This is a genomic window from Niallia tiangongensis (assembly GCF_044704065.1).
GTDB lineage: Bacteria > Bacillota > Bacilli > Bacillales > Cytobacillaceae > Niallia > Niallia tiangongensis.
Genome location: NZ_CP162613.1, coordinates 1499878 through 1525189, shown reverse-complemented (window position 1 = coordinate 1525189; position 25312 = coordinate 1499878). Strand labels below are relative to the sequence as shown.

The window sequence follows — 25312 nt, the reverse complement described above, 5'->3', positions numbered from 1 at the left end:
ACTCTATATTATTCAGATAACTCATCTTCGAACTTGCTGTATACTTCTCTTACGATTTCATAATCTTCTGATTTAGCTTCTGCAATACCATCCCAAGTATATACATCATGCATAATTGTCATCATTTCTTCATCATCATTAAATGCTAGGAATGCATCTTTAATCTTTTGTTTCCACTCATCTGGCAGGTCACTACGAACAGATAATGTATCGTTTGGAATTGGATCTGTATGACCGATAACCTTTAAGTCCTCTTTAACTGTAGGATAGTCACCCTCTACTGTATCACGGGCATCATCAAATGTAGTTGCAAAATCAGCTTGTCCATCAAGTAATGAAAGAATCGCATTATCATGTCCGCCAACTACTGAATGCTGAAAATGTGTAGATAAATCTTTAACACCCATATCCATTAATTGTGAAGCTGGGAATAAATATCCAGAAGTAGATAATGTATCTGCATAAGCCCAAACAAGACCTTCTGTATTTACTAAATCTTCAACCGAATTAATTTTAGAATCTGCTGGAACAACGTATTGAGCAACATATGTATCGCCACCATTACGAATCGCTTTTAATAAAACATCAACATTGGCACGATCTTCTGCTTGAACAAATCCAAATGGATTTAGAAATCCAATATCAATTTTTCCCGTTCTCATACCTTCTACTAATCCAACGAAGTCAATCATAACTTCTGCTTTAACTGGAATTCCAAGTTCTTCTGAAAGTTTTTTCTCAAGTGGTTCTACTGTATCAGCAATTTTATCTGCCTCTTGTGATGGAATAAACCCTAAAGTCAGTTCCTTAATTTCTCCGTCATTTCCATTGCTCTTGCTACTTTCGTTCTTTTCTCCCCCACTACATGCGGTTAGTGCTACAAGCATTAATACCATAACTAGTGAAAATAATGTCTTTTTCAATTTCTTAGCCCTCTTTTCTTAATAGATAGTGTAATAAATAAAAGAAAACAACTGCAAAAAACCGATAAAAAAAGTAGCTTTTAGTATGAGTATGTAGATACATACTAAAAGATTGTCCCCCCCCTGTTCAAATTGTAGTAATGGATAAAATTTATATAAAAATGGATAAAGTCCATTTTTATTACAAAAGAGAAATATTAATACTGTTATAAAGGTGATAATAGTAATTAAGAAAGACTGTCAATTACCTAATATTTCGTTTAGCTAAACGAAATATTATATTATCTTTTTTTCAGAATATTCAATTTAATAGAGACCTACGATTTTTAAGATAGATACTCAAGAATATATTGATGAATTCCTGGTCTAGAAAATATAGTAGATGATTTCGTATACACATTAATGGTTTGGTTTTCCAAAGTCGTCATTTCAGCACCTACTTCATTCAAAATGACTAAACCTGCTGCAATATCCCATGGAGATAGTCTAAAATCCAAAGAAGAGTCTAATCTTCCACAAGCCACATATGCCATCTCTAATGCTGCAGAGCCAAGATAACGAACACCTCTTACATCACTTACTAGGCGTTGCATTTTTTCATAGTCTACTTTTTCATTTGGAACAAGCCACAAATGGTTGAAACATATTACTGCTTCTTCTATCCCACAAGAAGTTAAAGTAGATAAGGGCTGATCATTTAGAAAAGCTCCCTGATTTTTTATCGCAGAAAACAGTTCCTTTTTAATTGGATCATAAATATAACCAATGCTTGGTTCTCCTTCTATATAAACTGCAACAGAAATAGCATAATTCAGATTCTGATGAACAAAATTTGTTGTACCATCTATTGGGTCAATAATCCAAACAACTCCATTTTGAGTATCTGTTGGCAATACATCTGATAAGCCTTCTTCTCCTAAAACATAATGTCCTGGATAGGTCGTCTTTATATTCCCGATAAAAAATTGTTCAATTTCTTTATCCTTTTGTGTAACGATGTCAGCAGCAGATGTTTTATATTCTACATTTAACTTTTCTTGGTGAGATAAGTTTAGACGAGCTCCAGCCTCCAGCGTCCATTCCTTCGCTTTTTCAGCAATCTCAACCACTCTCGAATCTTCCATCATTTCCTCCCCTAAAACTTACTGTATACAAGATTTATTTATTTATGTATAAATACCTATTAGAATCAATAGTTTTTGCCGCTTTTTGTCACTATATGTTAGTTTATATCACATCACCTTTACTTTCAATAGAATATTAAATTTTTTCATTCAAATTTTTATTTTGCAAAAGTTTTCTAAAGACTTCTTGCAAATGATATTTCAATAAATCTTTTTTAAAAAGATTTATTAGAAAATATCTTCGAAACGCCAAAAATACCTCTACCAATAACAACTGACTATAAAGGAAAGACGCCTCCTTCTTGAAATTCACAATTGAAGCTACTAAATCTTATTAACTCGATGATATTCGACAATAATTTCTAATCATTAATTAACAGAAGAAATTGAGGGAAATGCGTTTCAACCTTTCCTTTATAATCCTTCGTTGAAAGCAGATGCATATTTTTATAACTTATAAAAAAACTATATATAAGTTATAAAAGGAGTGAACACATGGACTATCAAAAATTCGAACTAAAAAAAATAAATTCTACTAGCGATGAATATGAATTAATTATTTATATCGCGGATCATTTATCTGAATTTGCTGAGGAATTCGGCAGTATTCCTAAAGATAAGAAAGATATTGTAGAAATTGCAAAATCTATCATTAAAGAAAGATACCCTGCCATTAAAGTAAAGGTAGCTAAGGTTATAATTGGCGGAATCGCCGTAACTACTATTCCATTAATGGGAGAAATCACTTCTGCAAAAGCAGCTTCTCCTTCCAATTATTCCGTACAAAGTAATTCGATTTATTACAGTACCAAGAATAATGATACATTATGGAATTTATCCCAAAAATACAACACCACTGTTGACAATATTAAAAGAGCAAATAAACTTTCATCAGATGTTCTACAGGTTAATCAACAACTAATCATTCCAAAATCATTTCATACAGTGAATACAGGTGATTACCTAACCGTTCTTGCCAAAAACTATAACACAACGGTTGATGGAATAAGGCAGGCTAATAATTTAACTAGTGATAACACGCGCCTAGGTCAAACTCTCATTATCCCTATGATTTTTGGAGAGCAAACAACAGTGCAAAGTAATGAACCGGCAACACCTACTCCACCATCTACAGCTAATCATTACACTGTACTTGCCGGTGATAGTTTATCTGTTATCGCAAGAAACCTCGGCGTTACGATTAACGATTTGAAAAAAGAAAATAATTTAACATCTGACGTAATAAGAGTTGGCCAAGTGTTAGCTATTCCATCTAGCGCAACACATGCGCCTACTCCTTCTCCCACACAACCTGCAACACCTACAACTAGTAATTATACAGTTGTTGCAGGGGATAGCTTATCCGTGATTGCAAGAAACTTTGGCATCACGATTGACGATTTGAAAAGAGCAAACAGTTTAATATCTGACGCTATAAGAGTTGGCCAAGTCTTAGCTATTCCATCTAACGCAACACATGCGCCTGCTCCTTCTCCCACACAACCTGTAACACCTACAACTAGTAATTATACAGTTGTTGCAGGGGATAGCTTATCCGTGATTGCAAGAAACTTTGGCATCACGATTGACGATTTGAAAAGAGCAAACAGTTTAACATCTGACGCTATAAGAGTTGGCCAAGTGTTAGCTATTCCATCTAACGCAACACATGCGCCTACTCCTTCTCCTGTTCAACCAACAACTACCAATTATACAGTTGTTGCAGGGGATTATTTATGGTCAGTAGCACAACGATTTGGAACGTCCGTTTCTGATTTAAAAAGCATCAATAACTTAACTTCCGATGTATTGCAAATCGGACAAACACTTCAAATTCCTAGCACTGCATCCGAATCTTCCAAAACAGTTACGGAAGAAAGAAAAACTTTTACTTACTATGTTAAATCTGGAGATACGCTTTCTTTGCTTTCAAAACAATTTAGTGTGACGGTAGACTCTATTCTTTCTGCAAATCTGCTAAGATCAGATATATTACAAATTGGTCAAGCTCTGTCAATTCCAGACGGATTAAATGCTCCATCCCAAGCAAGTGCCAAAACGATTACTTATACGACACATACAGTTGTCGCTGGAGATAATATATGGGACTTAAGTGTAAAATATAGGATACCTCAATTAGAGCTTTTACGAGCAAATAATCTATCAACGAATAACACTTTATCAATAGGACAAAAATTAACAATTCCTGTCCATCATATTCCTGTGAAAGAAGTTGTTAGCTCAAACCATGGAGAATATTTAGATTGGTGGACAGAGGCTCAGTACATTTTCACCATTGGAAAAAAAGCAAAAGTAACCGATTTAATAACGGGGAAAAGTTTCTATATTCAACGAACAATTGGAGCAAACCACGCAGATAGTGAAACAGTATCAGCTTCTGATACCAATATAGCAAAATCTATTTGGGGTGGATTTTCCTGGAATACTCGTGCCGTTATTCTTGAAATAGATGGTAGAAAGCTTGCTGCTAGTATGAGCTTTATGCCCCATGAAAGAGAATATATTGCAAATAACGGGATTACTGGTCATTTTGACGTTTATTTTGCCAATTCAACTCGCCACGCAGATGGAAAACCAGATCCATTACACCAAGCTCAAGTAGAAAGAGCAGCCGGGCTTACAAGATAAACAAACTTAGAGCAGTTTTATCATTATCTAGTGATGTTAAAAGTAGAAAGTGAATTCCACTCTCTACTTTTGAGGTCATTACAATAAAACTATATACTGTTCCTCCCTTAAACCTGTTAAAAGAGGCTGGGACATAAGCATTTCAATTAGTAATAACCACGAATATCTATGCAATGTAGACGCATTATTATTCGTGTTTTGTCGTTTTAGAAAGAAGGTTTCAAAAAGTCTGTTGCTAATACCCGCAGTCTAAAATACACTTCGCTTTCCATGGGGCATTTCTGAACCTTCCGATAATACATAGCATAGCTATTGATTCATCGTCAACAAACACTCCAAAAAAAATAGGAAAACACTGTCAGATATTATGACAAATGCTTTCCTGCATACTAAACCATTGTTTTATCCAAGCCACGATGTTGTTGCTAACCACACAAATCCACTAAACAATAGGAGCAGAAAACCAAGTTGCAGAATGGTAAATAACGCTTCCTTGCGATTCTCCAAATACTTCAATTCTATTAGGGCACGTGTAAGTCCTGAAATAGTAATGAAAAGAAGCAATACAAAATAAGGCTGTAAATACCACAGATTATAGGCATAATTTATTACAAAGGCAGTAAATAAGATAAACATGAAAGCAATTCTTATACCCCAATCGATTCGTTCGTGTACTTTATTTATATGGTTATAAGAAAAAAATTTTCGCCTTTCTAATTTCAATATTTTTCTAGCAACTAGATCAAATATATTACTAGCAATAAGAAAGACAAATAATAATATCAATAATTTTAACCAAAAAATACCTTCCAATCCGAACATAGCTCGTCTTCCTTTCTCCGTTTCTTTATATAACTACATACGAATTAAAAGTTAAATAGTTCCATCGATTAAACGTCTAAGTCCTTATTTCTACGCTATATCTCTTTTGGACTACATATTCAAATAGGATAAATTTGCTTATAATTGCCATACTAAAATTAGTTTAGAATCTACTACAAAACGTAAACTTAGCTTAATTGGAGGTTTTTCTTTTGAAGCGTAGCGAGAAAACACAGAAGACAACCTTAACCGCTGCCGAGGTATCTGCACTTTGGCTTCAGTATATGGGGGATAGTATGGCAGTATGTATGTATAAATATTTTCTTAAAATAGTGGAAAATGAAGACATAAAATCTATTTTAGTCTATTCGTTACGATTAGCTGAAAGCCACCTTATTAAAATTACAGATTTCTTTACAAAAGCAAACTTCAAGCTTCCGAAGGGATTTACAGAAGATGATGTAAACCTTAATGCTTCAAGGCTATTTTCGGATTCATTTTTGCTATTTTATTCAAAAATGATGACGATGCATGGTATTTCTGCTTATACATTAGCTATTACAAACGCAGAGCGAGAGGATGTCCAAAATCATTTTTTTGAATGTACAGTAACATCAAAAGAATTGTTCCAAAAGATCGTCAAGTTAGCTAAAACTCACCCAGAGTTCTCTAGTGTTCCAACCATTCCGTCTCCACATGAAGTAGAATTTGTTGAATCAACAGGCTTTATTTCTAGTTTAATTGGAGACAAAAGACCGCTAAATATGTCTGAAATAAGCAATCTTCACTTCAATTCGAAGAAAACAGGCTTTGTTCGTTCTTTAAGTCTTGCCTTTAGTCAAGTTGCGGAAAAAGAAGAAGTAAGAAATTTCATGTTAAAAAATGTGAAATTAGCTGGGAAAGATGCAGACAGCTTTGATGAAATACTTCAAAAAGATAATTTACCTATTCCCAAGAGATGGGATGCAGAAATTACCGATTCCACGATTAGCCCTTTTTCCGATAAATTAATGATGTTTCATGCGGCATTATTAGTAAATGCAGCTCTTTCGTATTATGGAGCAGCCATTGGTTCGAGCTTAAGAACAGATATTATTCTCAATTATAAAAGTGTATTTAACCACGCCATGCAGGCAGGCGCATTTTGCTATAAACTTTTGGTTAAGTATGGATGGATGGAGAAACAGCCAGAAGCAATAGATCGAAAGGGATTATCGGGGAAATAGTTATTTAGAGATGGGTTTTCATCTATTTGTGTTTTGGATCATATCCCTTTGCTTTTGGATCATATATTTGATTTTTGGATCATAATCTTATTTTTTGTCTGGACAAACATATGGCATACCGATTTCTCTTAACGGTATGCCATAGATAAACTAACTTATTGATTTTTTAACAAGCTTTATTTTCATTTTCGTAATAAAAGTATCCACTTCTTCTTCTTTTGTAGCCCATGACGTAACAAGGCGAATCGCAGAATGTTCGCTATCAATTTTTTGCCAAATATTGAATTGATAATTCTCTTGTAATTCTGCAATTGTCTTAGTAGAAACAATTGGAAATACTTGATTTGTGGAAGAATCCGTTAAAAAAGAATATCCCTGCTCTTCCAATGCAACTTGTAATTTTTCCGCCATCTTATTAGCATGCTCCGCTAATTCGAAGAAAAGATTGTCTTTAAATAGTTCGTAAAATTGGATTCCTAGCACTCTTCCTTTAGCTAGCATTGCTCCCTTTTGCTTTATATGATAGCGAAAATCTTCCTTCAAGGAATCATTCTTTATCACAAGTGCTTCTCCCATTAATGCTCCGTTTTTCGTTCCACCGATATAAAAGGCATCTAATAATTTTGGAAAATCACTTAAACGAAGATCATTGTCCTTTGCACATAGAGCAGATCCTAATCGTGCTCCATCCATATAAAAAATCAAATTGTTTTTTTGACAAAATGCACTTAATAGTTCGAGTTCTTGTTTGGAATAAATGGTTCCAATTTCTGTTGAATTAGATATGTATACTAGCTTTGGCTTAACCATATGTTCATCTGTATGCTCATCCAGTACATTTTGCAGCAAGTCTGGTGTTAGCTTGCCATTTTCCGAATCAACCGTTATAACTTTATGTCCAGTTGCTTCAATGGCTCCTGTTTCGTGGACAAAAATATGTCCAGTGGAAGCTGCAATTGCTGCTTCATGTGGTCTTAAAAAGGCAGAGATTGCAATTAGATTTGTTTGCGTTCCACCGACTAAGAGATGAACATCTACCTCATCGCTATTCATTTTCTCTTTTAAAACTTCCACCGCTTTGTTTGTAAAGGAATCCTGTCCATACCCTATTTCTTGTTGTAAATTGGATTCTACCAATGCTTGGAGAATTCTTGGATGTGCCCCTTCACTATAATCATTGTTAAAACTATACATGGACATAACCTCCTTTTTTAAAAGTATTTTCTCATAAAAAGATTCTTCTTGTCACGAAATGTTTTACTTGTAATTTAAAAAGTGCCAAACACCCTGGAAAATATTCCTTTAGTGTTTGACACTTTTTATCGATTATTGAACTTCATCTAATAGAATAATTGCATCTGATTTAGAACCTACCTTAAGCAATTTTTCTCTATAACTCTCATCCATTAATTTGCGTGATAGCATTTGTAAAATTTTCAAATGAGCGTCTCCCGCGCTTTGTTCTGGCACAGCGATCATAAAGATTAATTTTGCATCTGTCCCATCTAAACTATTCCAGTCTACACCATTCCGCTTAATACCAAAGGCAACTGCTGGGCGTTTTACTGCATTTGACTTACCATGAGGAAGCGCAATATTCATTCCTAATCCAGTAGAGCTTTGTGCTTCCCGCTCTAATATAGCCTTTTTGTACTCTTCCTTCGAATGTAAGATTCCTGCATCTTCAAATTTTTGAATTAGCTCATCTATTACTTCATCTTGTGTTTCTGCAACTAAATTTGTTGTTATTAAATCTTCACTTACGATATCTGTTAATTTGGTTATTTCAATCGGTTCTTTTGTTTCTTCTATCGTTGCCGCAACTTCTCTTTTCTCCATCCCTTTACTAACAGGAAGATCAACCGCCACTTCTTTTTTCAATGCATTAACCATAAAAGCTGTTACTAAAACACCAGCTAATGCTGCGATAAAGAACATTGCTACATTATCTACTGCACCTAATACTGCAACAATTGGACCACCATGTGCTACTTTATTCCCTACATTTCCAAGCATCGCAATAACAGCACCAACCATCGAACCAGCCATAATACTTGGAATTACACGTAATGGATCTTGAGCCGCGAACGGAATGGCTCCTTCTGTTATACCAAACAGTCCCATTGTAAAAGATGCCTTACCTGCTTCCCGTTCATTCGGAAGGTATTTTTTCTTATTAATAAATGTAGCTAGACCCATTCCAATTGGTGGAATACAGATTGCTACTGCAATAGGTCCCATAATGTCATAATTTCCTTCTGCAATCATAGCAGAACCAAATAAGAAAGCAACTTTGTTAAATGGACCACCCATATCTACTGCGATCATTGCCCCTAGAATAAGTGCTAATAAAATCGAACTTGCTCCTTGCATTCCTGCAAGCATACTAGTTAAACCTTCAAAAACCTGTGCTACTGGAGCACCTATAACAAAAATAAATAATAGTCCAACAATAACAGATGATACGATTGGAATAAAAATAATTGGCATAACTGGTAGAAGTGCTTTTGGTACTTTTATCTTTTTAATACCTAATGCAATATAACCTGCTAAGAAACCAGCAATAATTCCGCCGATAAATCCTGCACCAGCTTCACTACCATAAAAACTGCCATTTGCTGCAATATAACCCCCAATCATACCTGGTACAAGTCCTGGACGGTCTGCAATACTAACAGCAATAAATCCAGCTAGAATTGGTACCATAAACATAAAGGCTGTTCCACCAAGACTTTCAATCTGCTTCCAAATTGAATCTTCTGGTATGACAATTCCACCAGGTGTCTGTTCCCCGCCAAGTGTAAGAGCAAGTGCGATCAGCAATCCTCCTACAACAATAAACGGAACCATATAGGATACACCATTCATTAAATGTTTATATATCGGATTTTCTTTTTGTTTACGTTGTCCCTTGATTTCATCTGCTGATTTTAATTCCGCCCGATATACTGGTGCATCGCCATTTTGAATCCTTTTGATTAATTCATGCGGGTTGCGAATCCCTTCTTTTACGCCCGTAATAATTACTTTTTTCCCAATAAAACGGTCTTTAGAAACTTCTTTATCCGCTGCAATAATAATGCCATCCGCTTCTCTGATATCTTGATCTGTCAAAGCATTTTCAACACCAATGGAGCCTTGTGTTTCTACTTTCATATCAACGCCTAATTCTTCTCCAGCCTTTTGCAGATTTTCTGCAGCCATATATGTATGAGCAATACCAACTGGACAAGCTGTAATCGCTAAAATCTTCATGTTCTATTCCTCCTAAATCCTATTCATGCGCATCATGTAATTGCTTACATTTTGATTATAAACCCATGTCCCCTTTCCAATAATCTTAATTTTTACCAGACTTGTGGTAAAAATTAATTATTGGAAAGGAATTTAGATGGAAAACATTTAGTTTAATTAAACGCAATTCTGTTATCATGGGTGCCGTAAGGAATAGAAATAGGAAGAACTACACACAACAAACCCTAACACCAAACGTGAAACATTTACTATTTTATAAAATCAAGCACACCTTTAATATCCGAAAGTTTTGTTATTCCACTTGTAAATTCGAGATTTTCGCTATAGGATGCAATTTGGCCAACTACAGCGCGATTAAGATTTTGATCGCCTTTTGAAATAGCTAATAAAAATATGACCGAAACATAATCATTCCCCCACAGTATCGGCTCTCTTAATATAGCAACTGCAATTGCAGACTGAATAACCATATCTGGATTTCCATGAGGAATAGCAATATTCCCACCAATTGCTGTAGCTGACTTTCGTTCCCTATTAAGCGCACTATGAATGAATTCCTTCTGAATTAAGCCCTTTTGATATAAGGTGTTTCCTAACATTTCAATAACTTCATATGGATGCTCTACTTCTATTCCAAGATGCACCAAGTCACCACGAACCAATTTAGACAGCTGTTTACTATCTTCACTACTGTTTTCTTTCGTTTCTTCGATCTTTTGAACAAATTGATTTAACTTTTCCTTATCCTTTCCTTCCAAGAGAGGAGAAATTACAACATACGGAATCGGAATTTCGTCAAGAGAAACGGTTGAAATAATAAAATCCACCTTATTTTTTTTTAAGAATTCATCGATGGAAGCTTTTCCGATACAAGCCAAAATATGAATGTCCGAATAGTGCTGTTTAATTTTCGCCTCTAATAAATGAGAAATACCCACTCCTAAGTGACAAACAATTAAAGAATTTTTCTTTTTCCCCCTACTTCCTTCTAATCTCTCAATAGACGCTTGAAAATGAAGCACTAGAAAAGCAGCTTCATCTTCATGTACATCTAAATCATAAGCACTATTAACCTCTTCTAAAGCAAAAATAACCATATTAAACATATATGGATACATTTTCTTAATGTCCGATAAAAGAGGATTGCTGATAGGGAAACCATATTTCAAGCGGTTAATGACAGAATACATGTGAACGGCAAGCCCTTTAGTAAGAATGGAATCCTTTTCAAATGGGTAGGCAGTTAATTCATCTAACCTTTTCGTTATATCATGAATGATGCTAAGCAATACTGTATCTTGAAAATAGACGTGCTCTTCCCCATCGCCTACCCTTTTTCCACTAATTAAATGCCAAGTAAAATAGATGCGTTCATTATCTGGAAATTTCATAGAGAAAGACTCTTCTAATTGCTTAAAAAACAATGCAGCATATTCAAATTCTTTATAGGATGCTACATAAGCTTTTTCTTGCTCTATTACGGCAATTGGTGATTTTTGTCTTGTTCGCTTCACCATAATAAGCGCATGCACAACTAGACTATCAAATGTCTCGTCCATGAATTTGATTTCAAATTGATTCTGCAATTTATGTAATGCTCTTGTCACAGTTGTGATTTCGTATGGTAAAAACAAATCAAGTACATAATTTTTCTCAATGGAGACAGAAGATATCAACTGTGATAAATGTGCTAAAGCATTCCTCCTCTGCAGTTCAGTACCTTGAAGTAGATTTCCAAGTCGAGGCTTTGATATTAGTTTTAATTCATAATCAGCTAACCACTTTTCAATAAATTCCATCTCTTTTTTTATCGTAGATTTCGGAACATAATAACGTTGGGCTAGACTCTGTAACGTAACCGGATTTTCTGAAACAAGTAATAAATAGGCAATCTCAATCATTCGCTCTTCCATCGCATTATGGTTATGGAAAAATTGTCGTTGAAGAAGTGCAGAGCTGTCTTCCCTACTTATTTCAAGCGTAATACCAATACCAGGCTGTCGTTTAAGCTTTGCACTTGGGAATTTATTTAATAATTGCTCCATTTTATTTAAATCATTACGGACTGTTTTTTCTGAACAGGCTAATCGTTCAGAAAGATCTACTATATTCCAAGTATTCCCTTTATTGGAAAGTAATGTTTGAAGTAGAGCTTTTTGTCTATCATTCAAGTAAAACACCTACTTTTTTAGGCTGTGTCGTAACGATTTTTGCTATGTGAAAACAACAATCCTTTCGACAACAGCCTTTATTCATCAATAAAAAGTGTAGCCTATTCGATAGACGAATACAATTTTATTTTTCACTAGATGGATAGGCATTTTTCTTACTGATTGATGTTATCTGTTCATTTCGCACTAGATACCTGACTATCTTCTAGTAGAGATGAAACAAAACTTCTTATTAAATAGAAAAAAAGGGATACAACTTAAAAATCTTAAGCAGTAATCCCTTCTTTGAATATTTATTTCGCTATAAACATCTGTGTCCAATAGTTTCCATTTTGGTAATAGCCTACTCCTATTTGTGTAAAACTTTTGCTTAAGATATTTGCTCGGTGACCGCTTGAGTTCATCCATGCCTGTACGACTGCTTGTGCACTTGTTTGTCCTTGAGCAATATTTTCCCCAGCTGATTTGTAGCTGATTCCGTATGCTTTCATCATATCAAATGGTGATCCGTAGGTTGGACTTGTATGGCTGAAATATTTCTTTTGTGCCATATCCATTGATTTGTCTCGAGCTACTCGTGATAATTCCCAGTTTTCCGTTAATGCAGGAAGTCCATTTTTTTGCCGCTCAATATTACAAAGTTTAATTACTTCACGTTCTACTGTTTTGATAGAATCGATATTGGGAATCGTTAATTTTTGATTCGGATAAATCAAGCTTGGGTTTGAAATCTGCGGGTTAGCAGCAATAATCTCCCGTAAGCCAATTTGATATTTCACAGCAATTTTCCACATCGAATCTCCGCTTTTTACTGTATATGTATCAGCGAGTACCATCGTTGGGAGTGTAACTAAACATAAAAACAAACTAAATATTGCCGTTATTTTTTTCATTTTCTTTCACCTCCTTCTGAATAATAAGTTGTGCACAAAATTTTGTTCTTATCCTTTCTTTCTATGATTTTTTGATTTTTTCCACTTTTTTTAACTTGCGCTGAGCAAACATTTTTCGCAATGAAAAAGCCCCCAATAAAGAAGACAGATGTTTTACAATTTCATCTGTCTACTTTATTGGGAGCATATCAAGCTTCTGAGTGATTGTTTGGCTTTTTCTTTGGCTGAAATACTTATGTCCCAGCCAATTAAATAATCCGATTGTTTATCGATTCTTACACGTAATAGCTATTACTATGTTATTTATCTTGAGCTCTATCAATTTTAAAATAGTTGAATAATAAATAAGATAGCCATACACAATCTCGATGATGGCGAATGTTTTCAATTAACCCTTTCAATAAAACTGAACTTAGCGTTTTCTCTTCTAACTCCTCACGAAGTAAAACAAGAGAATCTTTCACATAAACATCATTCACGTCTTCTATTTTCTCTTTTAAAAGCTGTTTTAGCTCATTTTTTGAAGTTGCTGCTTCTTCCGACAGGGACTGATGCAGCATTTGATATAAATTTTCTGTAAAAAATGGCGATTTCGTATGGGCAGCAAGAATATCTGTTTTCTCCACTAGAGATTCTGCAAGCATATGTAAATCAAAATCAATCAATTCATGATGACTTAAAACAATATGCGTATAAGTATTTAGAAAACCCTTAATACTAAATACTAAATCAAATTTCAATTGCTGTATGGACTGATCATATACTTTTTCAATCATCCGCTCGATTGTTTTTTCAAGTAAATGGTCATAATAAGTGAATTTATTGATAAATTCTTCGTTAAACGAAAGCGCTTGCTCTTTAATAAACAACATAGCAAAACTGGAATTTTCCTTAAAAGTAAAAAAGATTTCATAATAAAAATGGTAAAGTATATCCTCTTCATGATTGACTGTATAGTCAAGTTTTGCGATGAATTGTTCCATAAAATAATCGACTAATGCCATGATTAGTTCATCCTTAGACTTAAAGGATAAATAAAAGGCACCTTTTGATATGCCACAATGCTCGGTTATCTGTTGAACGGAGGTAGCTGCAAATCCTTGTTTTGCAAATAACTCAATTGATTTTTCCATAATCAGCTGTTTTTTTGTCATGCTCATCCACTCCTATGAACTATCGTTTGACATATGACCACTTAGTCATTTATTATAGGTAAATGAGTTAGATTAGTCAATAAAGGGAAGGTGTATTATGAAAGGTTTAGTAAATTTTGTGTTAGGTAACAAGCTTGCGGTTTGGCTTCTAACCATTATTATCACTGTATCAGGTATCTATTCTGGTACAAGAATGAATATGGAGACAATACCGAATATTTCCATTCCTTACTTAACGGTAATGGATGTTTATCCGGGAGCTACTCCGGAGAAGGTAATGGAAGAGGTTTCCATGCCAATAGAAAAAATAGTAGAAAATCTCGAAGATGTAAAAGCGGTTTATTCAAATTCTTATTCGAACATGGCAAATGTCCAATTAGAGTACGAATATGGCACAGATATGGATGAAGCAAAACGAGCTTTACAATCTGCTTTAGATAATATCACCTTGCCTGATGATGCACAGGAACCTACAGTCACAGCAATCAGTATGAATATGATGCCAGTTGTAGCGTTAAGTGTCAGCAGCACTGAAGAAGATATTACGGAATTAACATCAACTGTTGAAGAGATTATCCTTCCAAAGATTGAAAAGATTGATGGTGTTGCTTCTGCAACCATCACTGGACAACATATTGAAGAAGTAGATTTAACATACAATAAAGAAAAAATGGCACAATTAGATTTAACGGAAGATACAGTAAAAAATATGATCCAAGCAAGCAACTTGGCTGTTTCCTTAGGACTTTATGAGTTTGAAGAAGGCGAACAAGCAGTTGCAATCGATGGCAAGTTCATGACAGAAAAAGAGCTAAAGGATATGCTTATCCCTGTAACTCCATCGGAACAAAATCCGTCCCCGTTCGTCAAGCTTAGCGATATTGCTAAAATTGAAGTGGTTGGGAAAGTAGAATCTGTCTCTCGTACTAATGGAGAAGACGCAATTGCTATTCAAATAGTGAAAGGACAGCAAGCTAACACAGTTGATGTCGTTAACAGTGTTAAAGATTTAATGGAAGACGAACAAAAAAATATCGATGGTTTAGTGATTGATGTTTCTCTTGACCAAGGAGCTCCAATTGAAAAATCAGTATTTACAATGATTGAAAAAGCAGTATTTGGTTGTTTAATTGCCATATTAATCATTTTGCTATTCTTACGTGATTTTAAATCAACGATTATTTCCATTATTTCCATTCCAGTATCTATTTTCATGGCAATGTTGCTATTAAACTGGATGGATATTACTTTAAATATAATGACCCTAGGTGCTATCACGGTTGCTATTGGGCGGGTAATTGATGACTCCATTGTTGTTGTTGAGAATATCTATAGACGCCTACATCTTAAAGAAGAAAAATTAACAGGTCGTGCGTTAATTAGAGAAGCAACGATTGAAATGTTTAAACCAATCCTTTCTTCTACATTAGTAACGGTTGCGGTATTTGCACCATTAATGTTCGTCGGTGGAATGGTTGGAGAATTATTCCGTCCTTTCGCTTTAACAATGGCATTCTCACTTGGCGCATCCTTACTAGTTGCAATCACTATTGTACCTGCTCTTTCTCATTTCTTATTCAAGAAGAAATTATATGGAGAAAAAGTAGAAAGCAATCATAAAGAAGCCGGCAAATTGGCGAATTGGTATAAGGGCATTCTTGAAAAAGCTCTTAACCATAAAATCATCACTTCCCTTATTGCTGTCGTGTTATTAGCTGGAAGTGTTGCGCTTACTCCTTTAATCGGCTTTAGCTTCTTAGGAAGTGAAGAAGAAAAAACAATGTATATCACCTATACACCAGAAACTGGTGAATTAAAGGATGAAACATTAAAGAACGTTACAGAAGTAGAAGAAAAAATGCTTGATCGCAAAGATATTGATATTGTTCAACTATCTATCAATGATACAGCTGATGCACAAAGCGCCATGATGGGCATGGGAGCTGGCGGTGCACTTATGTACCTAATCTTTGATGAAGATATGAAGAACTTCCCAGAAGTTCGTGATGAAATTGAAGAATACATTACAAATATTGGTCAGTCTGGCGAATGGAAAACCCAAGACTTCTCATCAATGGGAATGTCAACAAATGAAGTAAGCTATACATTCTATAGCGAAGATTTAGATAAGCTTAAAGAAGCTGTTAACAAAGCCGAAGACATTTTAACAGAGAACGACAAATTGGAGGATGTTTCGACCACTGCCGAAGATGCATATGTAGAATATACATTTAACGTAGATCAAGATGAATTATTGCAGTATGGTTTAACAGCAGGTCAGCTTCTAATGTTGCTAAGCCCAGATAATACAAAAGATGTTATCACAACCATTGAAAAAGATGGTGAAGCGTTAGATGTAATCGTTCAGCAAGAAAAATCAGCACAACCTAAATCAATTGACGATATGCTAGACACGGAAATTCCAACTGCATTAGGAAATACGATGCCACTTTCGGAACTTGTTGAAGTGGAAGAAGGAACTACCTTAAATACACTTTCCCGCAGTAAAGGAGAGTATTACGCAACTGTATCAGGAAAAATTCTTGGTGATGATGTTTCCAAAGTAACAAGTGAAGTGGATAAAAAAATCGATAAAATTGACTTACCAAAAGGCGTTACAATAGATGTTGCTGGTGTAGCAGCAGATATGAATGAAACATTTACGCAATTAGGTGTAGCAATGATTGCAGCTGTTGCAATTGTATACTTCATTCTTGTTGTAACATTCCGAGAAGGAGTTGCCCCATTCTCGATCCTATTTAGTTTACCGTTTGCCGTTATTGGTTCATTTGTAGGCTTATATCTGGCAGGTCTAACCATTTCCGTTTCGGTTATGATGGGATTATTGATGTTAATCGGGATAGTTGTAACGAATGCGATTGTATTAGTAGACCGCATCATTCATATGGAACGCGATGGAATGAATATGCGTGAAGCGATTCTCGAAGCAGGATCTACTCGTCTTCGTCCTATTCTAATGACAGCAATTGCAACAATTGGTGCATTAATCCCATTAGCAATTGGTTCTGGTGGTAGTGGATTAATCTCTAAAGACCTTGGTATTACGGTTATTGGTGGTTTAATCAGTTCTACTTTATTAACACTCGTTATTGTTCCAATTGTATACGAAGTTCTTTCAAAAATGTTTAAGAAAAATCGTAAGGATATTGACGAAAGCTAATAATAATGAATACCAAAAGCCAGTGAAAATTTATTTCACTGGCTTTTTTTGTATTTGTATTCATTATCTTATCTTTCTATCAGGGCTAATGAATGCTACTTTTTGGGATTTTCCTTGGTTATGGTGTTCATCTCCTTCATGAACACCACCTCCAACGCCTCTCCTTCAAAATGTAACGTTCTTCCCCTTCAAACAAATCCCACAAGTTCTTTCATAAAAAAATATAAACAGGAAAAACTAACTTCCATACTACAATGGAAAGGATTTTGTCATGAAAGTACATTGTTCCAATGAATATGATCCATTAAAGGCAGTTGTCTTAGTTTCTCCCGAATATATGGCTATTAAAGTTCCTATAAACGATATTCAAAAAAAACATGCAAAGAATAATATTGATAGGCAACTTGCAGAACAGCAGCATCAACTATTTGTTGAAAAGCTACAAGAACACGGAGTACAAGCGATACTGCTAACTCCTGAGGAAAAATACCATGAGCAAGTATTTACAAGAGATATTGGCTTCACATTAGGTAACCAAATCTTCGTTGCAGAAATGGCCCGAGATGTAAGGCGCGGAGAAGAAAAGATTTTAATAGACTATTTAAAGGAACAGGAAATTACTTACACAGATATTAAAGGAAATATGATTGAGGGTGGAGATGTTATAATCGACGGTAATACCATTTATGTTGGCATTAGCCAGCGTACAAATGAATTTGCTATCCGTCATTTACAGACATTGCTGCCTTCTTATGATGTAGTCGCTGTTCCCTTTACCGATACGTATCTTCATCTTGATTGTGTATTCAATGTTCTGTCTCCTACAGAGGGGTTAATATTTCCTGGAGAATTCCATAAAGAAAAGGAGAGAATGCTACGAGAACGATATGATTTAATTCATGTAAGTGTGAAAGAGCAAGAAACTTTAGGTACTAATGTTTTATCCATTGGTAACAAAAAAGTATTTAGCTTGCCTATGAATGAGGGCGTTAATAAGGAACTACAAAAAAGAGGATATGAAGTGATTGAAGTCGATTTTTCTGAGATAATTAAATCTGGAGGCTCCTTTCGCTGCTGCTCTATGCCTTTACTTAGAGAACAATAATATGACAGCAGAAATGAAAAAATCAAATAGTGGGGCCAGAGACCTCGTCCCCGCTATTTTTTGAATACTACATTTTCTGTTCATCTAGCATTTTTCTTAGATTATTTAAACTAATTTCAATACTTTCAAAAGGTGTTCTTCTTGTAGCATCCTGTTCGATGATCCACCATTGTATATCTGCTTCATTTCCTTTTTCCAGAATGGGTTGGAAATCAATACACCCTGTCCCAACTTCAGCAAAGAATTTCTCTTCATCTTTAGTCATATCTTTTAAATGGGCAAGCTTTATTCTATCTTTGTATGTATCAATCCATTTCGCTGGATCATACTCTCGCATAGAAAGCCAGTATACATCTGGCTCTGCAAAAACAAGACTTAATTCCTTTAATTCTTCTACAGGTATCCCGCCATATCCCGCAAGCTCTACTCCTTGAAAGCCTTGCGGAGAGTCCCGCGAAAATCATCTTCCCATTCATTTCTTAACGTATACATTTGAACAGCTATTGGTATATTCTTCAATTACCTTTCCCCCTTTTTTACACAGCTTTTGAACTTAGCTTAAAGTTTAAAAACGACCCATTTTCCTGTAAGCTAACTTAAAGGCTACACCTACTACTTTACAAGAAAACGTTATCATTTTACAAAAAAGATGGAAGAATGCTACCATATTGTTTCACAAAAAAAATAATTAGGATGTGTACTTTAGTGGAAAAGCATATCAAAAAAATAATAGAACAAACAGAAAAAGAATTGGACGTAAAAGTACTATATGCTTGTGAATCAGGAAGTCGTGCATGGGGGTTTCCATCTCAGGACAGTGATTATGACGTTCGATTTATTTATATTCATCAACCAAACTGGTACTTATCAATTGATCGGAAAAGAGATGTGGTTGAGATTCCCAGCCATGATACATTATCGGTTCCAGTTGATCCATTATTAGATATGAGTGGCTGGGAACTAACTAAAGCACTTAAGCTGTTCCGAAAATCCAATCCACCTTTATTAGAATGGTTACACTCCAATAAGATTTACTATCAGCGCTTTTCGACTATTGAAAAAATGAGAAAAATGGAGAAGGAAATATTTTCTCCTACTTCTACTATTTATCATTATGTAAATATGGCTAAAGGCAATTTACGAGAATATCTGCAAGGGGATACTGTGAAAACAAAAAAAATATTTTTATGTATTGCGACCTGTTCTAGCTGCCAAGTGGGTGCAGATTTTCCAAACGATTCCTCCTATGGAGTTTGACACCTTAGTACACGAACTTATTCCAAAGGGAGTTCTTCGCATAAAGATAGATACATTAGTAGCAAGGAAAAAATCGGGGCAAGAATTAACACTCGAACCACGAATTAACCTTATTAATGAGTTTTTGGATATAGAGATAAACCAATTAGAGACATATGCAAAAGGGTTAGAGAAACATCTAATGGACCCTACAGAACAATTAAATAATCTCTTTCGCAATACTTTGAATGAAGCATGGAAAAACAACTAAAAAAAGGACATTTAAAGAAGTTTGCTTACATAGAAAACTTCTTTAAATGTCCTTCATATATTTGCGTCTTCCTTCTATTTAAAAAGTTATCGCTTCATCCTTCGCGCGAGCAATCGCATTCGCTTTAATTTCTTCTGCCTTTTCTGGCACTAAATCATGTCCTTCCACAAATAAACCTTGGAAATCAGTAATACCGAAAAATTCCATTAGTGTCTTTAAATAGCGATGTCCCATTTCTTTATCAGCAGATGGTCCATGAGAATATATCCCACCACTCGCTTGAATATGAAGAGCTTTCTTATCAGCAAGAAGTCCCTTTGGTCCCTGCGCAGTATATTCAAATGCTTTTCCAGCAACCGCTACAGAATCTAAATAGGCTTTCATAACTGGAGGAAATAATAAATTCCATAATGGAGTGACAAAAATATATTTATCTGCTTCAACAAATTGTTCACTTAGTTCTGCCAAGCGACTAACCTTTGTTTTTTCTTCATCAGAAAGCTGATCAAACCCACTTCCAGATTGCAGTTTTCCCCATCCTTGGAATACGTCTGCATCAATAGAAGGAACGTATTCTTTATATAGGTCAATATGTGTAACCTTATCATCCGGATTAGATGCTTTATATTGGTCAATAAACGCTTTACCAACTGCCATTCCATATGATTTAGATTCATCAAATGGATTTGCCGTAATATATAATACTTTTTCCACTTTATTCAGCTCCTTAAGAAAGACTTTATTATCTTCCCCTTTACTATAGTGCTGATTAAATCTATATTCAATGGAAGTAGGCATATGTTACTAATATTGTCACATTTCAAATAACAATTAACTATAAAAATCATTAAACACCGCTAGTTGCTATTCTTTAAAATAGGGATTCAAATGGATTAGCACTTCGTTAATATTGTCGTGTTTTGCCATTAGCTTCTTTTTTATTTTTCTTGATAAATCATGTCCTTCCTTAATTGTTTTGTCATAATCGATAGAAATGCGTAGATCGACTAATATATAATGTCCATGTTCCCTCGCACGTAAACGATCAATCCTTTTCACTTCAGTAAAGGAAGCAATAATTTCACGATATTCCCTTAAAATTTCTAAATCTATATTTCGCTCCAGTAAAATATCAAATGCTTCACTTACCATTTCCTTCGCAATCTTAAAAATTAAATAAGCGACGATAATAGTCGCAATTTTATCACCATAAAGCAGTGCATCAATCGCTAATTTTTCACCAAGTATAGACAATAAAACACCTATCGCAGCTGCGATTGATGCGACAATATCTGCCTTATGATCGTAAGCAATTGCTTCAATCGCTTTACTACTTTGTTCTTTCGCAATCTTCTTACTATATCGATATAATAGTACTTTTGTAATATACGAAATGACCGCAACCCACATTGCAATCATACTCGGTGTTGTAATCGGATGAAAGAAACCCATCATAGCTTCATATACCAAATAAATGGCGACACCAAGAAGTATCATTCCGACTATTCCAGATACAATTATTTCTGCCTTGCCGTGGCCATATGGATGTTCCTGATCGGCAGGTTTATTGGCAATTCGAATGACTACTAAAACAATGACTGATGCAAAGACATCTGCCGCAGAGTGAATCCCATCAGCAAAAACAGCGTCACTATTGCCTAACAAACCGACTATTAATTTTCCAAATGTTAATACAATATTACTAATAACACTAATCCATGCCACTTGTTTAGCTAGTGATTCTCTAGATCCCATTTTCATCAACCTCATTTATTTTTTCCAATAATTTCAATATGTATAAAAAGTCAACCTAACTATCTTAGCAGAAAAGAAATCAGTGAGTCTAGAGAAAAAAAGTTGCCTCTTTGCAAATTAATAATTTACCATTCATTGTGAATGTATTCGATTATGCGTGCTAATAATAGAGAGTATGGAATAGCAGTTAGCGTTATTCTTACAAACTTCAACTGCCTAACAATCCATTGTTTTTAAACAACAAAGGATTGTTAATTAATGAAAAAATTTTCCTATTAGGATGGTTACGATGACAACTATTTTTGAAGCATTAAAAGATTATTTGCAATTGAATTTAGATATGGAGCCAAAAAATCCTCTACATGTAGGCGAAGTGATGAGTTGCTGGACCTATCTTACTATAGTGGACGAAGCGAATATTTATATTCAGGTTGCATTAAATACGACAACAGATGATGATGTTATTAAATCATTAAAAGACAGTTATAAACAATGCGATGCACAAGGGCAAAGATTCCAAGAATTTCTTATGGCAGAAGGAATTCCATTGCCACCAACTAGTGAACAACGACCACTTTCTAATTCACAAGCTGTACCTCTTGGTGTTAAGATGACTGATGACGAAATAATGAATGGGTTAAGCATTAAAACCGCTGCATCAATTACTCACTGTGCGGCATCTGTATCCCAATGTATACGAAATGATGTAGCTACTATGTTTACCCAATGTATGTTAGAAAAAATGAAATTCGGTGCAAGTGTAAAAGATTTAATGAGAAAAAGAGGCTGGATTAAAGTTCCTCCTTATTACTATCCTCCTGGTGCACCAACTGAAAATTCATGAGAAGATTATAGCGATAGGTAAAATCGAGTAGGAGGAGGTAATTACCCTCCGACCTCTCACACCATCGTACGTACGGTTCCGTATACGGCGGTTCAATTAAGATGAAAAACGCAAAGTTTCATAACGAACTTGCAGACTTTTCAGCCCTTGGGCTTTCCCAATGAATTGCCGAGGGTTCTGTGTAATATGGGGGTTATAGAAATACGCAGTCCCCTTTTCGAGTGTTTCCCCACTCGTATGCTTTTCCATATGGAACTTTCAACAGAGTAAGATTTCTGATCCTTGTTCGAGGTTTCTTCTAATTCTTCCATAGACACATCCTTAATCTTCTTTTAATCCAGATATCTAGTGATTTGAATGTGGAGCTTGTATCTGCCAATGCAAAATAATATGAGATTCGTGTTCCTCGGACCGGTGTTTTGCCTCCAGCTTCCTTCAGATTCCGCGTCACCACGGACACCCTTGCTCTTGGCTAACCTCTACTTCTGTCTTCGGAGTTCGGGACTTGCACCCTATAGTAGTTCATGCGCATGCCGGGTGCACATCAAGGGCCCCAGCTCTTTCTTTTAGCGGGGGCACAGTGTCTTTTAAAGGCATTAGGCTATGGACATTCTTTGTTGTATTTTTTGGAATGAAAGCTATATTTATTGGCTAATTTTTTCCAATAGTAAAGCATCCATAATTTTATTTTTTCCCACTTATATACTTTTGCTTTTGTATGATGTAATTCTTCCCATGCAGAATCTAATTGGTTTGCCTCTAGTAATCTTTTGCTGTAATCTAATTTTAATTTTGATAAATACACGTCGATATAAGGAAGATTTTCTTTATGAAGGAGTCTCTCTAAGTAGTCGATAATTGGATATCGATTTAGAATACTTAAATCCATGCACACACTATTTTCTAAACCACGATAATAAATCGCAAAGCTTTCATTTTTATATGCAATCGGATAATTCATTCCGATTCTCAACCACATATCTTGATCTTCCCCAAGTGGTTCCCCTTCTTTAAACAAACCTATTTCTTTAAAAATTTCTTTTCGAACAGCAACTGCGGAGGATATAATAGGCAAATCCTTTAGTGTTTTTTCCACATAGTTTGTAAACACACCTTCCCACTCTTCTGGTATTTCATAAATAGTAGGGATAATCCTTTTTTTACTTGGCAACTGAATCTCATAACTTGTCGCATAAGCACCACAATAAGGATATTTGTTTTTTAAATCGATGATATTTTCTAGGAATCGCGGCTTCCATTCATCGTCTGCATCAATAAAAGTAATTAAATCTGCTTTTGCAGCAAGAATCCCTTCATTTCTTGCTGCTGAAGCACCTTTATGTTCCATCTTTCGTACTGTAATTCGATTGTCTATCCATGCTTCTGCTTTTTCTACACTGCCATCTGTTGATCCATCGTCTACAATAATAATCTCAAAATCCTGGAATGTTTGGGATAGTATGGACATTATCGTTCTTTCAATATATTGTTCTTTATTATAAAGCGGGATTACTACTGAGACAGCGACCATCTTGCACCCTCCCAATTTTTCATTGCTAATGATTGTGCATTTTTTATTGGTAGCTTAGGATACTGATATTGACCAGCTGCAATTTGCCTAAGAGCGTGCCATACACTTTCCTCCGTAAAGGAATTGGAGGAAATAATAAAATCATTGTCTGCTTGAATTTGTTTTGCCCATCCATCGCATTTGGGATGGTAAGAGAAAATGATAGTTGGTGTATTAGTGATATAGCCAAAAACAGCACTATGCAATCGCATACCAATCAACCCTTTTAAAGAGGCAATAGTGCGAAGAACATTTAATGGGTTTTTATCATAGGAAACATGTCTAATTGGTATATTCGTGTGTAGCTGCTCGATAACCTCTCGATGAATGTCCTGATCTCCAAAAATAGGATGACCATTAAAATCGATAAAAACTAATTCCTCAAAATGCTCTTCTTTTAACCCATTTAAAACATTTACCATTTTTTCAACCCTTGTTTTTTCTAAACTTGTATCTCCCCCAATATATCTTTCATAATGGCATAAGGAAATTCCTAGCCCCTTTCTCTTATGATTTCCTGAAAAATCTTCCCCAGATACTAGCGGTAAAAGGACTGCTAAATCAAACGTTAAGTCTGCATTAATATTAGAATGGAGAGAACGAATTAATTCATAGCTTTCCTCATCCCTGCAACCGATATATTTAAATTTCTCAATAAGCTTCCTACATGCATCTTTTGCAGCAGAATCTCTAAACGGGCCAAAAGATACACCAATCGCTGCTGCTCCTTTTCCCCTATTTAAATCGATTAAATCCCCATCTCTTGTCATTTTATCTGTTGAATGAAAAACAGATCCGCCCCCAAATAAAATGAAATCGCTCCTATAACACTGCCTGTACAATCGCAAAAGGTTTTCGTTACGCTCTTGTTCTTCAGAAACAAAAAGCACTTCAATATCAGCATCTAATGGAAGAAAAGGTTTTTGTATACATGTCCCATAGATTTTCTCTCCAAAAAGAAATTGTCGACTACCCCAAGAGGATACTAGTAGTAATGCATCATCTCCGCTATTTAGTTCCCCGTAATAACCTGAAAGAATAATCTTATTCATCTAAGTACGCCTCCTACCTCTCGTGTCTCTTAATAGTATATGGACAATCCATTAAAAGGTGACCGACAGCTAATATTTGGA

General features: G+C 35.2%; 18 protein-coding genes and 2 pseudogenes. 6 read left to right on the top strand and 14 right to left on the bottom strand.

The genetic code is table 11. From position 1 onward, the window contains the following. Positions 1–8: 8 nt before the first annotated feature. Together AB3U99_RS07260 and AB3U99_RS07255 are read right to left on the bottom strand one after the other, a co-directional pair. The gene (locus tag AB3U99_RS07260; RefSeq protein WP_400246639.1) at positions 9–923 is read right to left on the bottom strand and encodes a phosphate/phosphite/phosphonate ABC transporter substrate-binding protein; all 915 of its coding nucleotides are present in this window, start codon (positions 921–923) and stop codon (positions 9–11) included. A 326-nt stretch (positions 924–1249) separates the two neighbouring features. Beyond that, positions 1250–2047: an inositol monophosphatase family protein gene (locus AB3U99_RS07255; RefSeq protein ID WP_400246638.1), complete on the bottom strand. Its 798-nt coding sequence runs from the start codon at positions 2045–2047 to the stop codon at positions 1250–1252. A 495-nt stretch (positions 2048–2542) separates the two neighbouring features. Here AB3U99_RS07255 and AB3U99_RS07250 point away from each other — a divergent pair, with 495 nt between their 5' ends. After that, positions 2543–4696, top strand: coding sequence for a LysM peptidoglycan-binding domain-containing protein (locus tag AB3U99_RS07250; RefSeq protein WP_400246637.1), 2154 nt, complete (start codon positions 2543–2545; stop codon positions 4694–4696). 402 nt (positions 4697–5098) lie between these two features. Here AB3U99_RS07250 and AB3U99_RS07245 read toward each other — a convergent pair whose 3' ends face one another. Then, positions 5099–5518 (bottom strand): DUF4181 domain-containing protein, encoded by a 420-nt coding sequence (locus AB3U99_RS07245; protein ID WP_400246636.1) that lies wholly within the window; start codon positions 5516–5518, stop codon positions 5099–5101. A 212-nt stretch (positions 5519–5730) separates the two neighbouring features. On the opposite strand from AB3U99_RS07245, the gene AB3U99_RS07240 reads away from it, so the two are divergent. Then, positions 5731–6744, top strand: coding sequence for a DUF3231 family protein (locus AB3U99_RS07240; RefSeq protein ID WP_400246635.1), 1014 nt, complete (start codon positions 5731–5733; stop codon positions 6742–6744). 150 nt (positions 6745–6894) lie between these two features. Here the strand turns inward: AB3U99_RS07240 and AB3U99_RS07235 are convergent, their stop codons facing one another. The 5 genes from AB3U99_RS07235 to AB3U99_RS07215 form a co-directional block, all read right to left on the bottom strand. Further along, positions 6895–7938 (bottom strand): threonine aldolase family protein, encoded by a 1044-nt coding sequence (locus AB3U99_RS07235; RefSeq protein ID WP_400246634.1) that lies wholly within the window; start codon positions 7936–7938, stop codon positions 6895–6897. A 132-nt stretch (positions 7939–8070) separates the two neighbouring features. Further along, positions 8071–9999, bottom strand: coding sequence for a fructose-specific PTS transporter subunit EIIC (locus AB3U99_RS07230; RefSeq protein ID WP_400246633.1), 1929 nt, complete (start codon positions 9997–9999; stop codon positions 8071–8073). A 248-nt stretch (positions 10000–10247) separates the two neighbouring features. Continuing rightward, entirely contained in the window at positions 10248–12179 is a 1932-nt protein-coding gene (locus tag AB3U99_RS07225) for a BglG family transcription antiterminator (RefSeq protein WP_400246632.1), read from the bottom strand. A gap of 284 nt (positions 12180–12463) precedes the next feature. Next, entirely contained in the window at positions 12464–13063 is a 600-nt protein-coding gene (safA, locus tag AB3U99_RS07220) for a SafA/ExsA family spore coat assembly protein (protein ID WP_400246631.1), read from the bottom strand. Positions 13064–13362: 299 nt separating this feature from the next. Next, positions 13363–14217 (bottom strand): TetR/AcrR family transcriptional regulator, encoded by an 855-nt coding sequence (locus AB3U99_RS07215; RefSeq protein WP_400246630.1) that lies wholly within the window; start codon positions 14215–14217, stop codon positions 13363–13365. A 97-nt stretch (positions 14218–14314) separates the two neighbouring features. Between AB3U99_RS07215 and AB3U99_RS07210 the strand changes: the two genes are divergently transcribed. Next, the gene (locus tag AB3U99_RS07210) at positions 14315–17398 is read left to right on the top strand and encodes an efflux RND transporter permease subunit (RefSeq protein WP_400246629.1); all 3084 of its coding nucleotides are present in this window, start codon (positions 14315–14317) and stop codon (positions 17396–17398) included. Positions 17399–17669: 271 nt separating this feature from the next. Beyond that, on the top strand, positions 17670–18503 hold the full coding sequence (locus tag AB3U99_RS07205; protein ID WP_400246628.1) for a dimethylarginine dimethylaminohydrolase family protein: 834 nt from the start codon (positions 17670–17672) through the stop codon (positions 18501–18503). A 67-nt stretch (positions 18504–18570) separates the two neighbouring features. Here the strand turns inward: AB3U99_RS07205 and AB3U99_RS07200 are convergent, their stop codons facing one another. Beyond that, positions 18571–18840: a sugar phosphate isomerase/epimerase family protein gene (locus AB3U99_RS07200; RefSeq protein WP_400246627.1), complete on the bottom strand. Its 270-nt coding sequence runs from the start codon at positions 18838–18840 to the stop codon at positions 18571–18573. A gap of 368 nt (positions 18841–19208) precedes the next feature. Between AB3U99_RS07200 and AB3U99_RS07195 the strand changes: the two are divergent. Continuing rightward, positions 19209–20010: pseudogene (locus AB3U99_RS07195) on the top strand (nucleotidyltransferase domain-containing protein). Between the two features lie 78 nt (positions 20011–20088). On the opposite strand, the gene AB3U99_RS07190 reads toward AB3U99_RS07195, so the two are convergent. Then, complete coding sequence (locus tag AB3U99_RS07190) at positions 20089–20724, bottom strand: FMN-dependent NADH-azoreductase (RefSeq protein ID WP_400246626.1); 636 nt, start codon at positions 20722–20724, stop codon at positions 20089–20091. A 150-nt stretch (positions 20725–20874) separates the two neighbouring features. Continuing rightward, positions 20875–21765 (bottom strand): cation diffusion facilitator family transporter, encoded by an 891-nt coding sequence (locus AB3U99_RS07185; RefSeq protein ID WP_400246625.1) that lies wholly within the window; start codon positions 21763–21765, stop codon positions 20875–20877. A gap of 289 nt (positions 21766–22054) precedes the next feature. Here AB3U99_RS07185 and AB3U99_RS07180 point away from each other — a divergent pair, with 289 nt between their 5' ends. Next, positions 22055–22609 carry a DUF3231 family protein gene (locus AB3U99_RS07180; protein ID WP_400246624.1) on the top strand — a complete coding sequence of 185 codons (555 nt, stop codon included), beginning with the start codon at positions 22055–22057 and terminating at the stop codon, positions 22607–22609. A 96-nt stretch (positions 22610–22705) separates the two neighbouring features. Here the strand turns inward: AB3U99_RS07180 and AB3U99_RS07175 are convergent. The 3 genes and pseudogenes from AB3U99_RS07175 to AB3U99_RS07165 form a co-directional block, all read right to left on the bottom strand. Continuing rightward, positions 22706–22997: pseudogene (locus AB3U99_RS07175) on the bottom strand (group II intron maturase-specific domain-containing protein); the annotation flags it as partial. 213 nt (positions 22998–23210) lie between these two features. After that, complete coding sequence (locus tag AB3U99_RS07170; protein WP_400246623.1) at positions 23211–24140, bottom strand: glycosyltransferase family 2 protein; 930 nt, start codon at positions 24138–24140, stop codon at positions 23211–23213. Beyond that, positions 24122–25231, bottom strand: coding sequence for a polysaccharide pyruvyl transferase family protein (locus AB3U99_RS07165; RefSeq protein WP_400246622.1), 1110 nt, complete (start codon positions 25229–25231; stop codon positions 24122–24124). The genes AB3U99_RS07170 and AB3U99_RS07165 overlap by 19 nt, the downstream gene beginning before the upstream one ends. Positions 25232–25312 lie beyond the last annotated feature (81 nt).